The following is a 12,817-nucleotide window of genomic DNA, read 5'->3' as shown; positions in this document are numbered from 1 at the left end:
GGGCGCCAGTTTGGGGCGAGAGCCCCAAACTAGACTAGCCTACACCCCCGCCATCATCACGTATTTGATCTCGACATATTCTTCCATGCCGTGGCGCGAGCCTTCGCGGCCCAAGCCGCTTTCCTTGACGCCGCCGAAGGGCGCGACTTCCGTCGTGATCAGGCCGGTGTTGACGCCGACCATGCCTGATTCCAGCGCCTCGGCGACGCGCCAGACGCGGCCGAGATCGCGGGAGTAGAAGTACGACGCCAGGCCAAACGGCGAGGCGTTGCACATCGCGATCACATCGGCCTCGTCCTTGAAGCGGATCACTGGCGCGAGCGGGCCGAAGGTTTCTTCCTGCGCCACCAGCGAATCCGGCTTGACGTCGGCAAGCACGGTCGGCTCGAAGAACGAGCGGCCGAGCTCGCTGCGCTTGCCGCCGGTGACGACCTTGGCGCCGCGCTTCACGGCATCCGCGATGTGGCGCTCGACCTTGTCGACGGCCTTCAAATTGATCAGCGGCCCCTGCGTGATGCCGCTCTCGGTGCCGTCGCCGACCTTCATCGCCGAAACCTTCGCCGACAGCTTCTTCACGAACTCGTCGTAGATCTTGTCCTGGGCGTAGAGGCGGTTGGCGCAGACGCAGGTCTGGCCCATGTTGCGATACTTCGAGACGATCGCGCCTTCGACCGCTGCGTCGATGTCGGCATCGTCGAACACCACGAACGGCGCATTGCCGCCGAGCTCGAGGCCAAGCCGTTTCACGCCCACCGAGGCCTGCTGATAGAGGATCTTGCCGACCGCGGTCGAGCCGGTGAAGCCGACGAAGCGCACCGCCGGATGCTCGCACAGCACCTTGCCGATCGGCGGCGCGTCACCGGTGATGATGTTGAGCACGCCCTTGGGGATGCCGGCCTTCTCGGCGAGCACGGCCAGCGCGAGCGCCGACAGCGGCGTCTCGTTGGCGGGCTTCAGCACCACGGTGCAGCCCGCGGCCAGCGCCGGCGAGACCTTTCGGGTGATCATGGAGTTCGGGAAATTCCACGGCGTGATGGCACCGCAGACGCCGATCGGCTGCTTGATCGCGAGCAGGCGCGCATCGGGGCGCTGGGTCGGAATGGTCTCGCCATAGACGCGCCGGGCTTCTTCCGCGAAAAACTCGATATAGGCGGCGCCGATGTCGACCTCGCCGAGCGCCTCGGAGAGCGGCTTGCCCTGCTCGGAGGTGAGGATCAGCGCGAGGTCCTCGCGGTTGGCGATGATCAGCTCGAACCATTTGCGGAGGATGTTGGAGCGCTGCTTGGCAGTGTGCTTGGCCCAGGCCGGGAACGCGCGCTCAGCGGCTTCGACCGCCTTGGTCGTCTCGTCCGCACCGAGCTGCGGGACTTTTGCGATCTCGACGCCGGTCGCGGGATTGTTGACGGCGAACACCGGCGTGCCGACCCAGGCGCCGTCGATGTAGCAGGCCTCCTTGAGCAGCGAAGGGTCCTTCAACCGGTCGCGCAAGGTGGCGGAGGTGCGCTGGGCGCGTGCGGCGGCGGTCGGGGTCATGGCGTTACTCCCTGGGGGACGAAGCGGATCGGCCCGGAATATAGGGACAGACGGTGCGCAATGCACCGTCCCGCAACGCACATCTGCTGGGGGCTAAACTCGGAGCGGAAGGCTTACGCCGCGCCGCTCAGATAAGTCTCGCGCCGGCCGATCATCCGCTCGGCAGCCGCCTTGGCGTCGGCCTTCGAGGAGGTCGCGCAGGTCCGGTATTCGAGATCAGGAGCGTCGGAGGCGTCGCGACGGCCGAACCAGGATTTTGAGCCGACCGGCAGCAGCGCCAGCGCCTGCGCCAGATTGTCGACCGCACCGAAGGAATAGAGCGCGCCGGTGCCGGCGATGCGGACCTCGTAAATGCCGGGCGAGATCGGCGCTTCGAGATTTTCGCCCCGTCCGGGACGGGGATAGCGCTTCCATTCGCTCCAGGTCGAAATCATCTGAGGTCCCCCTCGCGGCCGATGGGAGGCCGCCAAATTTGCTTCAAGTCTTAACGTCAGCCGCCCATTAGGCCGAAGGCCAAACGCCGCAACGCACAAAATGTTTCAAGTGCTTTCAAACGCTCGAAACATATCGCTTCGGCCCATCCGAGGTCACGGCGAACTGCGGCCATCCACCGCAGATTGTGATGGAGTGTTGCAGATCAGTCGTCCCGCGCGGGGCGGAGACCGTCAAGTCACGACATCGCGACCGAAGCGTGCATATGACCACGCTTGCCGCGCGGCGGATGCGGGAGGACAATCGATCGCTTCCAACAATAATCAAACCGGAGGAAACGCGCATGCAAAGCCAGGCCCAGATCGACGAGATCCTGCGCAAGACAAGCGAGGCCAAGGAGATTCCCGGCGTGGTCGCGATCGCTGCGAGCGGTAACGACGTGCTGTATCAGGGCGCGTTCGGCAAGCGCGATCTGTCGAAGCCCGACGCGATGACTGCCGACAGCGTGTTCTGGATCGCCTCGATGACGAAGGCGGTGACGTCAGCGGGCGCGATGCAGCTGGTCGAACAGGGCAAGCTCTCGCTGGACGCGCCGATCGGATCGCTGCTCCCCGATCTCGCCAAGCCGCAAGTGCTCGAAGGCTTCGATGCCAAGGGCGAGCCAATGCTGCGGCCGGCGAAGGGACCGATCACGCTGCGCCAGCTCATGACCCACACCGCCGGCTTCTGCTACGACATGTGGAACGGCGAATTCGCGCGCTACATGGAGAAGACCGGCACGCCCGGAATCATCACCTGCCAGAACGCCGCGCTGAAGGCGCCTGTTATGACCGATCCCGGCACGCGCTGGGAATACGGCACCAATATCGATTTCGTCGGCAAGGCCGTGGAAGCCGCCAGCGGCAAGCGGCTCGACGCTTATCTGCGCGACAATCTTTTCACTCCACTCGGAATGACTGACACCGGCTTCAAGATCACCGACGACATGCGCAAGCGGCTGGTCGGCATGCATGCGCGCGGCGAGGATGGCCAGCTTGCCGCGATCCCGTTCGAGCTCGAGCAGAACCCGGAATTCTGCATGGGTGGCGGCGGCCTGTATTCGACCGCGGCCGACTACATCAAGTTCACCCGGATGATTTTGAACAAGGGCCGCGGCAACGGCAACCAGGTGCTGAAGGCCGAGACGGTCGCCATGATGGGACAAAACCAGATGGGCGATCTCAACATGACCAAGCTGGCGACGGCGGCGCCGATGTACACCAACGACGTCGATCTCTATCCGGACCAGGTGAAGAAGTGGGGCCTGAGCTTCATGATCAACACCGCCAAGACGGCGGAAGGCCGCAGCGCGGGCAGCCTCGCCTGGGCCGGCCTCGCCAACACCTATTACTGGATCGACCCGGCGCGCGACGTCACCGGCGTGATCCTGATGCAGCTGCTGCCGTTCGCGGACGGCAAGTGCCTGGAGGCTTTTGCCGGGTTCGAGCGCGGGGTCTATGCCGGGCTCGATGCGGGGAGCGGGCAGAAGGCGGCGTGAGGGGCGCGCTGCTCTCACCACACGTCATGGCCGGGCTTGTCCCGGCCATCCACGCCTCACCTCGCGGCACGAAGAACGTGGATGCCCGGGACAAGCCCGGGCATGACGACTGAGTGTTTGGCGCGCAGCTGCCTCCCCATCGTCATTGCGAGCGTAGCGAAGCAATCCAGAATCCCTTTGCGGATTGCTTCGTCGCAAGGGCTCCTCGCAATGAGGGGGAGAGAGCGGGGCCTAAACGGTCAGCCCGCGCTGCTGGGCCAGCTCTTTCAGCGATACTTGCGGGCGCGCGCCGATGTGCTGGATCACTTCGGCCGCCGCGAGTGCGCCGAGCTCGCCGCATTGCTTATGCGCGAGGTTACGCGAAAGGCCGTACAAGAAGCCTGCCGCGAAGAGATCGCCGGCGCCGGTGGTGTCCACCAGCTTCGCGATTGGCGAGGCTGGCGCGGCGACGGCGTCGGTCGGCGTCACCACGACGCAGCCCTTCTCGCTACGGGTGACGACGCCGAGATTGACGTCGTTGCGCAGCTGCTTCAGCGCGGTATCGAAGTCCGAGGTCATGTAGAGCGAGTGCAGCTCGGACTCGTTGGCGAACACGATGTCGACGGTGCCGTTGCGCATCAGCCCCAGAAATTCGTCGCGATAGCGGTCGACGCAGAAGGAATCCGACAGCGTCAGCGCCACCTTGCGCTTGGCATCATGCGCGATCTCGGCCGCCTTGATGAAGGCGTCCTTGGCGTTCTTGGGATCCCAGAGATAACCCTCGAGATAGACGATGCCGGCGCTGGCGATCTCGGCCGGGTCGATGTCGGCGGGCGACAGATCCTGCGCGGCGCCGAGATAGGTGTTCATGGTGCGCTCGCCGTCACCGGTGACCAGGATGTAAGAGCAGCCGGTGGCCGCACCATCCTTCGCAGGCGGTGTGTTGAAGGCGACGCCGGCTGAGCGGATGTCGTGGACATAGAGTTTGCCGATCTGGTCGTCCTTGACCTTGCCGACATAGGCCGCGCGAGCGCCCAGGCTGCCGATGCCGACGATTGTGTTGGCGGCAGATCCCCCCGAGACTTCCGTCGCCGGACCCATGTCCTTGTAGATGGCGGCGGCCCGCGCCTCGTCGATCAGGGACATGCTGCCCTTGGTCATGCCGTGCTTGGCCAGAAAAGCCTCGTCGGTCCGGACCAGCACGTCGAACAGCGCGTTGCCGATGCCGAGAACGTCATATTTCACGTCAGCCATTCACCTTGATCCTGTTTGCCGGATTGCGATTACCGGAGAAATCCGCTTCCTGTCGGCCTGAAATCTGGCTCGCGGCCTATCACGACCGGGCCTTTGCGGGCAAGCAACGGTATTATTACAGGCAATGATCCGCTCCTTCCTGACCGTCTCGACGGGAACACTGGCCTCGCGCCTTTTGGGCTTTGCCCGCGATTCCCTGATCGCGGCGCTGCTCGGCACCGGCGCCGTGGCGGACGCGTTCCTGGCGGCATTCCAGCTCGTCAATGTGGTGCGGCGGCTGCTCAGCGAGGGGGCCCTGAATGCGGCGCTGATCCCGGCCTGGCTGCGTGTCCGGGACCGCGACGGCGACGCGGTGGCTGCGGCATTCGCGGGACGCGTGCTCGGTACGGTCAGCGTGGCTCTGATCGCGATCTCGATCGTCATTGCGCTCGCGATGCCACTGATCATCACGGTGATCGCACCCGGATTCCTCGGCAGCGCGACGCTCGATCTCACAGTCGCGAACGCGCGGTTGATGCTGCCCTATCTCGCCTTCGCCGGGCCCGTCACCGTGCTGATGGGACTGCTCAATGCGCAGGGGCGATTTGCACTCACGGCATTCTCGCCGCTGCTGTTCAACATTGCCCTGATCGCAGCGATTACGTCGCTGCTGTTGTGGCACGCTGACGCAACTTTCGCTGCGTGGATGCTGGCCGCGACCGTCGGTGTGGCCGGGCTGCTGCAATTGCTGATGCTGCTGTCGCAGCGAAGTGCGCGCCTCGCGACACCGCTGCGTGTGAGCTTCGACAAGGAGATACGCGGCTTCTTCGCCAAGGCCATCCCCGGCATGATCGCAAGCTCGGGCTCGCAATGGCTGATGGTGGCCGGCGCGATCATTGCCTCCGCTACGCCCTCCGCCGTGTCCTGGCTCTATTTCGCCAACCGCCTGATCGAATTGCCGCTCGGCATTGTCGGCGTCGCCATGGGCACCGTGCTGGTGCCGGAGCTGACACGCGCAGTGAGTAGCGGCGACCGCGACGCCGTGGCGCGTGCGGAATCGCGCGCGCTGGAACTTGCGACCGGGCTCGCGCTGCCCGCCACGCTCGGCCTGGTCGTGCTGGCCGAGCCGATCGTGCGGCTGCTGTTCGAGCATGGTGCGTTCGGCGCCGATGACAGCGCGGCCACCGCGCATGCGCTGATGTGGCTGGCGCTGGGCCTGCCGGCGCATGTGCTGATCAAGGCGTTGTCGCCAGCCTACTTCGCCCGCAGCGACACGATGACGCCGCTGCTCGCCACGGCCAAAGGCTTTGTGGTCGCGATCGCGCTTGCCGTCGTACTCGGCCATTTCTTTGGCGCGAGCGGGATCGCCGCCAGCATCGCCGCCGGCGCCTGGAGCAGTGCGCTCTCGCTGCTCCGGAAAGGCACCAGCGAGTTCGGCTTCTCGGTCGACGTCGGCGCCCGCAAGCGACTACCGCGGATCGTGCTGGCCGCCGCCGCCATGGGTGCCCTGCTCTGGCTGACCACGGGTCTTTTGCCTGTCGAGGCGCACGGACTCATCCGCTTCATCGTGCTGGGCCTGCAGATCGGGGCCGGGATCGCCGTCTATGGCCTGCTGCTGCAAATCCTCGGCGCGGCGTCCTGGCGCGAGGCGGCTAACGCCTTGAAGCGGCCCGCCTGACCCGCCTCGCCGCATGGGGTTATCGAATTACCCTTGACGGGGCAGCGCCGCTGTTGGAAACGACGCCCCGTATCTTGCGGGAAAGCTGCCATGCCATTCGTTGAACGGGTTTTTTCGGGCGTCCAGCCGACGGGCAATCTGCACCTCGGCAATTACCTCGGCGCGATCGTCAACTTCGTGAAGATGCAGGACACCCACAATTGCATCTATTGCGTCGTCGACATGCATGCGATCACGCAAGGCGTGGACGTCTGGGGCGGCCCCGCCGAGCTCGCGCGCAACACCCGCGAGGTGACCGCGGCGTTCATCGCCAGCGGCATCGATCCGAAGAAGCACATCGTGTTCAACCAGAGCCAGGTCTCCGGCCACGCCGAGCTCGCCTGGATCTTCAATTGCGTCGCGCGCATGGGCTGGCTCGGCCGCATGACCCAGTTCAAGGAGAAGGCCGGCAAGGACCGCGAGAACGCCTCGGTCGGTCTGTTCGACTATCCCGTGCTGATGGCTGCCGACATCCTGCTGTACCGCGCCACCCACGTTCCGGTCGGTGAGGACCAGAAGCAGCATCTCGAGCTCTCGCGCGACATCGCGCAGAAGTTCAACAACGATTTTGGCGACTCGATCCGCGCGCAAGGCGCCAATGACGGCCTGTTCTTCCCGCTGCCGGAACCCCTGATCACGGGCCCGGCGACGCGCGTGATGAGCTTGCGCGACGGCACCAAGAAGATGTCGAAGTCGGACGCGTCCGACAATTCGCGCATCAATCTGACCGACGACGCCGACACCATCGCGCAGAAGGTCCGCAAGGCGAAGACCGATCCGGAGCCGCTGCCGTCGGAGGAGAAGGGCCTGGAAGCGCGCCCCGAGGCCGACAATCTCGTCGGCATCTTCGCAGCCCTCTCCGGCCGCACCAAGGCCGACGTGCTGCGCGAATTCGGTGGCGGCCAGTTCTCCAGCTTCAAGAATGCGCTGGTGGATCTGTGCGTCACAAAACTCGCGCCGATCGCCGGCGAGATGAAGCGCCTCGTCGCCGACCCCGGCCATATCGACGCGATCCTGAACGACGGCGCCGACCGCGCCCGCGCCATCGCCGAAGAGACCATGAACCTCTCGAAGGACATCGTCGGCTTCATCCGCCGGCGCTGATTCTTGCGTTAGCGAAACCGGCCTGCGCCACGGCGCCGGCCGCTTCTCCTCTCCCCAAGCGAGAGGGAGTGTGGCAGCATGCCGTCCGTGCACATTCCGGGACATGCATGACCAGCAAGCGACTTTGCTTCGAGCCGGGTCACAAGCCCAAATGCCTCGTCATCGTCGACGACACCGCCGAATGGGATCGCGCGGTCTATTACGCCAGCCGCTGGGCGATCCGCGCCGGCGGCGGCGTGGTGATGCTGCGCATCATCGAGCCCGAGCAACAGAGCCAGGAATGGCTGGGGGTGGCCGACATCATGCGCGCCGAAGCGCAGGAGGCGGCGGAAGCAGCCCTCGACCGTGCCGCCGGCCGCGCCAACGGCATCGCCGCGATCACGCCGGAACGGGTGATCCGTGAGGGTGCTGCGATGGAACAGCTGCTCGCGGTCATCGACGAGGACGCTGATATCGCCATGCTGGTGCTCGCCGCCAATCCCGGCGCCGAGGGGCCGGGGCCGCTGGTCAACCTGCTCGCGCAAGCGCTGGGCACGTTCCCGGTGCCGGTGACGATCATCTCGGGGGCTCTGAGCGACGAAAGCGTGGATTCGCTGTCGTAGCGCCCGCTCTAACCCGCTGATATAACAACGAAACGCTCCTCCCGCCCCTTGACCGTGCGTTCGCCGTCGCCATCTGCTAGGGAATAGAGCACGCGCCGGCCTTGAACCGGCGACGTCTGGAGAAAACCATGTTCATTCAAACCGAAGCCACCCCCAATCCCGCCACGCTGAAGTTCATTCCCGGCCGCGTCGTGGTCGATAGCCCGGTGGAATTTGCCAGCCGCGAATCCGCAGGCCGTTCGCCGCTCGCCGAAAAGCTGTTCGACGTGCCCGGCATCACCGGCGTGTTCTACGGATCGGATTTCATCACCGTGACCAAGGCGGACGGTGAATGGCAGCAGCTCAAGCCCGCGATCCTCGGCGCCATCATGGAGCACTACATGTCCGGCGCGCCGCTGCTCGCCGATGGCGTGGCCACCAGCGATGCCGATCTCGACGACGAGGACGAGTTCTTCGACGAGTCCGATGCCGAGACCGTCGACATGATCAAGGATCTGATCGAGACCCGCGTGCGGCCCGCTGTCGCCAATGACGGCGGCGACATCACCTTCCGCGGCTTCAAGGACGGGATCGTCTATCTCAACATGAAGGGCGCCTGCTCCGGCTGCCCGTCATCGACCGCGACGCTCCAGCACGGCATTCAGAATTTGCTGAAGCATTTCGTGCCGGACGTGGTCGAAGTCCGGCCGATGTGATCGGTCAGCGAATGGCGAGTAGCGAATGGCGAACGGCATTCCGATCGGCTAGAGTGTTCGCTATTCGCCACTCGCCATTCGCTTTTCCATGCTGATCCTTGCCATCGATACTGCGCTCGACGCCTGCTCCGCGGCCGTGCTCGACACCGAAACGGCCGAGCTCCTTGCGCAGGAGCAGGTCCTGATGAAGCGCGGCCACGCCGAATCGCTGATGCCGATGATTGCGCGCGTGATGCAATCCGCCGATCTCGCCTTCACCTCGCTGGACCGCATCGCCGTCACCGTCGGCCCCGGAAGTTTCACAGGCCTGCGAGTCGGCATCTCGGCAGCACGCGGCCTTGCGCTAGCGGCGAAGCGGCCCGCGGTCGGCCTGACGACGCTATCGGCCTATGCCGCCACCGTGGTCGGTCAGAGTGGCACAGTGCCGGTGATCTCCGCGATCGATGCGCGGCACGATCACGTCTATTTCCAGATCGTCGCCGGCGACGGCAGCCAGCTGGTGCGGCCCGGCGTCGCCCTCATCGACGAGGTGATCGCGGCATCGCAATTCGGCGCGCCGCATCTGGTCGGCAACGCCGCAAAAATCCTTGCCGATCGCTGGCCGAAGGATGGGCCGCAGCCGGTTGCGGTCGAGGACCAACCCGCGCCCGACATCAGCTGGGTCGCCTGGCTCGGCGCCGCGGCCAATCCCGAGACCACGCCGGCACGGCCATTCTATCTGAAGGCGCCCGACGCAAAGCCGGCGCGACTTCCGCCGCTCGCGCAAGCCGCAAGCTCATGATGAGATGGTTTTCGGAATGGTGGCGCGGCGGCACCGCCACCGTCGAGCCCGCCTCCGCGCGCGACGCCGCGCGGCTCGCACAGCTTCACGGCGCCTCCTTCGCGCATGGCTGGGGCGAAGGCGAGTTCGAGAGCATGACGAGCGAACGCAACACGCTGGTACAGCGGTTGCGCCTCGGCCGCAAAACGATCGGTTTTGCGGTGTCGCGGATCGGCGCGGACGAAGCCGAAATCCTCTCGATCGCGGTCGACCGGGCCCATCGCGGCCGCGGCCTGTCCCGCACGCTGCTGATGACCCATCTCGGCCATCTCGCAGGGCGCGGTGTGCGCACAATATTTCTCGAAGTCGAGGAAAATAACCAGCCGGCGCGGCGGCTCTACGACCGGGCCGGATTCATGGTGGTCGGGCGCCGCGAACGCTACTATAAGCAGCCGAACGGGGAACAATTGAACGCCCTTCTGATGCGACGTGACTTGTCGTAACATTGATGGCAGAAAGCGCCCCCTCAGGCAGACACCACATGACTGGACTTAAACCCTCCCCCGCATCCAAGGCGTCCGGCATCGAAAGCCGCTGTGCTGCCACCGGCATGCGCATGACCGAGCAGCGCCGTGTCATCGCCCGTGTGCTCGCGGAGGCGGTCGACCATCCCGATGTCGAGGAATTGTACCGGCGCTGCGTCGCCGTCGACGACAAGATCTCGATCTCGACCGTGTATCGCACCGTCAAACTGTTCGAGGATGCCGGCATCATCGAGCGCCATGATTTCCGCGAGGGCCGCGCGCGCTATGAGACGATGCGCGACAGCCATCACGACCACCTCATCAATCTGCGCGACGGCAAGGTGATCGAATTCACCTCCGAAGAGATCGAGAAGTTGCAAGCGGAGATCGCCCGCAAGCTCGGCTACAAGCTGGTCGACCACCGGCTCGAGCTCTATTGCGTCCCGCTCGACGACGACAAGCCGACGTCTTGATTAGTGGCAGTTGACCTCATCATCTTCGATTGCGACGGCGTGCTCGTGGACAGCGAGGTCATTTCCTGTCGCGCACATGCCGATGTGCTGACGCGGCACGGCTATCCGATCACCTCCGAGCAAGTGCTGGTTCGCTTCCTCGGCGTATCGGAGAAGGACGCGCGGCGGATGGTCGAGCAGGAAATCGGCCGCGGTCTCCCCGCCGATCTGGAGAGCCAGGTGAATGCGGCCACGCTGCAATTTTATGCCAGCGATCTGCAGCCGATCACCTATGTGGCCGCAGCGATCGGCGCGATCGATCTACCCAAATGCGTTGCGTCGAGCGGTACGCCGGAGAAGATCCTTCACGGCCTGACTTGTGCCGGCCTGTACGACCTGCTCGCCCCGAACATCTTTTCCGCAAGCCAGGTCGCACGCGGCAAGCCCGCGCCCGATCTGTTTCTGTTTGCCGCCGAACAGATGAAAGCCGCGCCGGAACGGTGCGTCGTGATCGAAGACAGCGTCCCCGGCGTGACCGGCGCGCATGCCGCCGGGATGACCGTGCTGGGCTTTCACGGTGGCAGCCACTGCCCACCCGGCCACGCCGAAAGGCTGCGCGCCGCAGGTGCCGGATTGACGTTCGACGATATGCGGCAACTGCCGGAGCTGGTCCGGCGGGTCGCGACGGACGCCCTGACGGGCTGATTTGGGGCCAAAACCTCCGGATTCCGCACTTCACGCTGGCGCGTGTCTGGGAATGACCGCTTAAAAGCGTCCCTTCGCTGGATTTTCGGCTCTCCAGCCTATATTTGAGTGCCGTCCTCCACCTCAATTCCGGGTTCCATGACGCCGCCGCGCAAGCTGCACATCAAATCATATGGCTGCCAGATGAACGTCTACGATGCCCAGCGCATGGTGGACACGCTGGCTCCGGAAGGATTCGTGGAGACGGCCAGCGCCGAGGACGCCGACCTTGTCATCCTCAACACCTGCCATATCCGCGAGAAGGCCTCGGAAAAGGTCTATTCCGAGCTCGGCCGCCTGCGCGTCGCCAAGGACGAGGCCGCGCGCAACGGCCGCGCGATGCAGATCGCGGTCGCCGGCTGCGTGGCGCAGGCCGAAGGTGGGGAGATCACACGCCGCGCGCCTGCCGTCGACGTCGTGGTCGGCCCGCAGAGCTATCATCACCTTCCAGAGCTTTTGAAGCGAGCGCGCGACGAAGGCCGCGCGATCGAGACCGAGTTTCCCGCCGCGGACAAGTTCGGCTTCCTGGCCCAGCCAAAACCCGACGCGATCCGCGCGCGCGGCATTTCCGCTTTCGTCACGGTGCAGGAAGGCTGCGACAAATTCTGCACCTTCTGCGTCGTGCCCTACACGCGGGGCTCGGAAGTCTCGCGTCCCGTGGCCAAGATCGTCGACGACGTGAAGCGGCTGGCCGACAACGGCGTGCGCGAGCTCACGCTGATCGGGCAGAACGTCAACGCCTATCATGGCGAGGGACCGGACGGAAAAGCCTGGCCGCTCGGCAGGCTGCTCGAGCATCTGGCGAAAATTCCCGGCATCGCACGGCTGCGCTATTCGACCAGCCATCCCCGCGACGTCGATGACAGTTTGATTGCAGCCCATCGCGATCTCGACGAGCTGATGCCCTTCGTGCATCTGCCGGTGCAGTCGGGTTCGGACCGGATTCTGGCCGCCATGAACCGGAAACATACCGCCGATGATTATCGAGGAGTCATCGACCGTTTCCGGTCCGCACGCCAAGACATTGCTTTTTCATCAGATTTTATCGTGGGCTTCCCGGGCGAAAGCGAGCAAGATTTTCTCGCCACTCTCGCGCTTGTCACGCAAATCGGCTACGCTGCTGCGTATTCGTTCAAATACTCCGCCCGGCCGGGAACGCCGGCCGCGGACATGCAGGAGACGGTGTCCCCCGCCGAGATGGACCAGCGATTGGAGCGGCTCCAGGAATTGATCGACAGCCAGCAATCGGCCTTCAACAAGGCTGCGATTGGCTCAACGGTCGACGTGCTGTTCGAACGTCCGGCGCGCAAGGACGGCCAGATCGTCGGCCGCACCGCGTTCCTCCAGCCCGCCCATGTGATGGCCTCGCCCGACATCATCGGACAAATCCTGCCCGTGCGCATCGACAGCCTCGAGCGCTACAGCTTCCTCGGCGAGCTCGTGACGCCGCGCAACGCGCACGAACCCGCTTTATCGCAAGCCAGTGGAGCCTGAACCCTTGCCCA

General features: G+C 64.9%; 13 protein-coding genes. 10 read left to right on the top strand and 3 right to left on the bottom strand.

Annotation, left to right across the window (positions count from 1 at the left end):
* Positions 1-39: 39 nt before the first annotated feature.
* Together B5V03_RS12345 and B5V03_RS12340 are read right to left on the bottom strand one after the other, a co-directional pair.
* On the bottom strand, positions 40-1,533 hold the full coding sequence (locus B5V03_RS12345) for an NAD-dependent succinate-semialdehyde dehydrogenase (RefSeq protein ID WP_129270495.1): 1,494 nt from the start codon (positions 1,531-1,533) through the stop codon (positions 40-42).
* Between the two features lie 113 nt (positions 1,534-1,646).
* A complete protein-coding gene (locus B5V03_RS12340) occupies positions 1,647-1,967 on the bottom strand; it encodes a hypothetical protein (protein ID WP_129270493.1) in 321 nt (106 codons plus the stop codon).
* 341 nt (positions 1,968-2,308) lie between these two features.
* Between B5V03_RS12340 and B5V03_RS12335 the strand changes: the two genes are divergently transcribed.
* On the top strand, positions 2,309-3,502 hold the full coding sequence (locus tag B5V03_RS12335) for a serine hydrolase domain-containing protein (RefSeq protein WP_164987952.1): 1,194 nt from the start codon (positions 2,309-2,311) through the stop codon (positions 3,500-3,502).
* A 231-nt stretch (positions 3,503-3,733) separates the two neighbouring features.
* Here the strand turns inward: B5V03_RS12335 and B5V03_RS12330 are convergent, their stop codons facing one another.
* A complete protein-coding gene (locus B5V03_RS12330; RefSeq protein ID WP_129270489.1) occupies positions 3,734-4,735 on the bottom strand; it encodes an adenosine kinase in 1,002 nt (333 codons plus the stop codon).
* A gap of 124 nt (positions 4,736-4,859) precedes the next feature.
* Between B5V03_RS12330 and murJ the strand changes: the two genes are divergently transcribed.
* The 9 genes from murJ to miaB all read left to right on the top strand — a co-directional run bounded on the left by murJ (position 4,860) and on the right by miaB (position 12,806).
* Positions 4,860-6,392, top strand: coding sequence for a murein biosynthesis integral membrane protein MurJ (gene murJ / locus B5V03_RS12325; protein WP_129270487.1), 1,533 nt, complete (start codon positions 4,860-4,862; stop codon positions 6,390-6,392).
* Between the two features lie 90 nt (positions 6,393-6,482).
* Positions 6,483-7,535, top strand: coding sequence for a tryptophan--tRNA ligase (trpS, locus tag B5V03_RS12320; protein WP_129270485.1), 1,053 nt, complete (start codon positions 6,483-6,485; stop codon positions 7,533-7,535).
* Positions 7,536-7,642: 107 nt separating this feature from the next.
* A complete protein-coding gene (locus B5V03_RS12315; protein ID WP_164987951.1) occupies positions 7,643-8,137 on the top strand; it encodes a universal stress protein in 495 nt (164 codons plus the stop codon).
* Between the two features lie 128 nt (positions 8,138-8,265).
* Complete coding sequence (locus B5V03_RS12310; RefSeq protein WP_129270481.1) at positions 8,266-8,832, top strand: NifU family protein; 567 nt, start codon at positions 8,266-8,268, stop codon at positions 8,830-8,832.
* Between the two features lie 88 nt (positions 8,833-8,920).
* Positions 8,921-9,613, top strand: coding sequence for a tRNA (adenosine(37)-N6)-threonylcarbamoyltransferase complex dimerization subunit type 1 TsaB (tsaB, locus tag B5V03_RS12305; RefSeq protein WP_129270479.1), 693 nt, complete (start codon positions 8,921-8,923; stop codon positions 9,611-9,613).
* Entirely contained in the window at positions 9,610-10,095 is a 486-nt protein-coding gene (gene rimI / locus B5V03_RS12300; RefSeq protein ID WP_129270477.1) for a ribosomal protein S18-alanine N-acetyltransferase, read from the top strand. The genes tsaB and rimI overlap by 4 nt, the downstream gene beginning before the upstream one ends.
* 38 nt (positions 10,096-10,133) lie before the next feature.
* Entirely contained in the window at positions 10,134-10,589 is a 456-nt protein-coding gene (locus B5V03_RS12295; protein ID WP_129270475.1) for a Fur family transcriptional regulator, read from the top strand.
* Between the two features lie 3 nt (positions 10,590-10,592).
* Positions 10,593-11,273 (top strand): HAD family hydrolase, encoded by a 681-nt coding sequence (locus tag B5V03_RS12290; protein ID WP_129270473.1) that lies wholly within the window; start codon positions 10,593-10,595, stop codon positions 11,271-11,273.
* Between the two features lie 138 nt (positions 11,274-11,411).
* The gene (miaB, locus tag B5V03_RS12285) at positions 11,412-12,806 is read left to right on the top strand and encodes a tRNA (N6-isopentenyl adenosine(37)-C2)-methylthiotransferase MiaB (protein WP_129270471.1); all 1,395 of its coding nucleotides are present in this window, start codon (positions 11,412-11,414) and stop codon (positions 12,804-12,806) included.
* Positions 12,807-12,817: the final 11 nt, after the last annotated feature.

This window comes from Bradyrhizobium betae (genome assembly GCF_004123905.1).
GTDB classification, from domain to species: Bacteria; Pseudomonadota; Alphaproteobacteria; order Rhizobiales; family Xanthobacteraceae; genus Bradyrhizobium; species Bradyrhizobium betae_A.
Note: the sequence above shows the minus strand (reverse complement) of the source record. Positions and strands in the feature narration are given on the sequence as shown.

Bases quoted from the DNA above. Each gene is read 5' to 3' on its own strand.
- murJ (WP_129270487.1), top strand. From the start codon at position 4,860: ATGATCCGCTCCTTCCTGACCGTCTCGACGGGAACACTGGCCTCGCGC.
- miaB (WP_129270471.1), top strand. From the start codon at position 11,412: ATGACGCCGCCGCGCAAGCTGCACATCAAATCATATGGCTGCCAGATG.
- B5V03_RS12340 (WP_129270493.1), bottom strand. From the start codon at position 1,967: ATGATTTCGACCTGGAGCGAATGGAAGCGCTATCCCCGTCCCGGACGG.
- B5V03_RS12335 (WP_164987952.1), top strand. From the start codon at position 2,309: ATGCAAAGCCAGGCCCAGATCGACGAGATCCTGCGCAAGACAAGCGAG.
- rimI (WP_129270477.1), top strand. From the start codon at position 9,610: ATGATGAGATGGTTTTCGGAATGGTGGCGCGGCGGCACCGCCACCGTC.
- B5V03_RS12310 (WP_129270481.1), top strand. From the start codon at position 8,266: ATGTTCATTCAAACCGAAGCCACCCCCAATCCCGCCACGCTGAAGTTC.
- B5V03_RS12330 (WP_129270489.1), bottom strand. From the start codon at position 4,735: ATGGCTGACGTGAAATATGACGTTCTCGGCATCGGCAACGCGCTGTTC.
- B5V03_RS12295 (WP_129270475.1), top strand. From the start codon at position 10,134: ATGACTGGACTTAAACCCTCCCCCGCATCCAAGGCGTCCGGCATCGAA.
- trpS (WP_129270485.1), top strand. From the start codon at position 6,483: ATGCCATTCGTTGAACGGGTTTTTTCGGGCGTCCAGCCGACGGGCAAT.
- tsaB (WP_129270479.1), top strand. From the start codon at position 8,921: ATGCTGATCCTTGCCATCGATACTGCGCTCGACGCCTGCTCCGCGGCC.
- B5V03_RS12345 (WP_129270495.1), bottom strand. From the start codon at position 1,533: ATGACCCCGACCGCCGCCGCACGCGCCCAGCGCACCTCCGCCACCTTG.
- B5V03_RS12315 (WP_164987951.1), top strand. From the start codon at position 7,643: ATGACCAGCAAGCGACTTTGCTTCGAGCCGGGTCACAAGCCCAAATGC.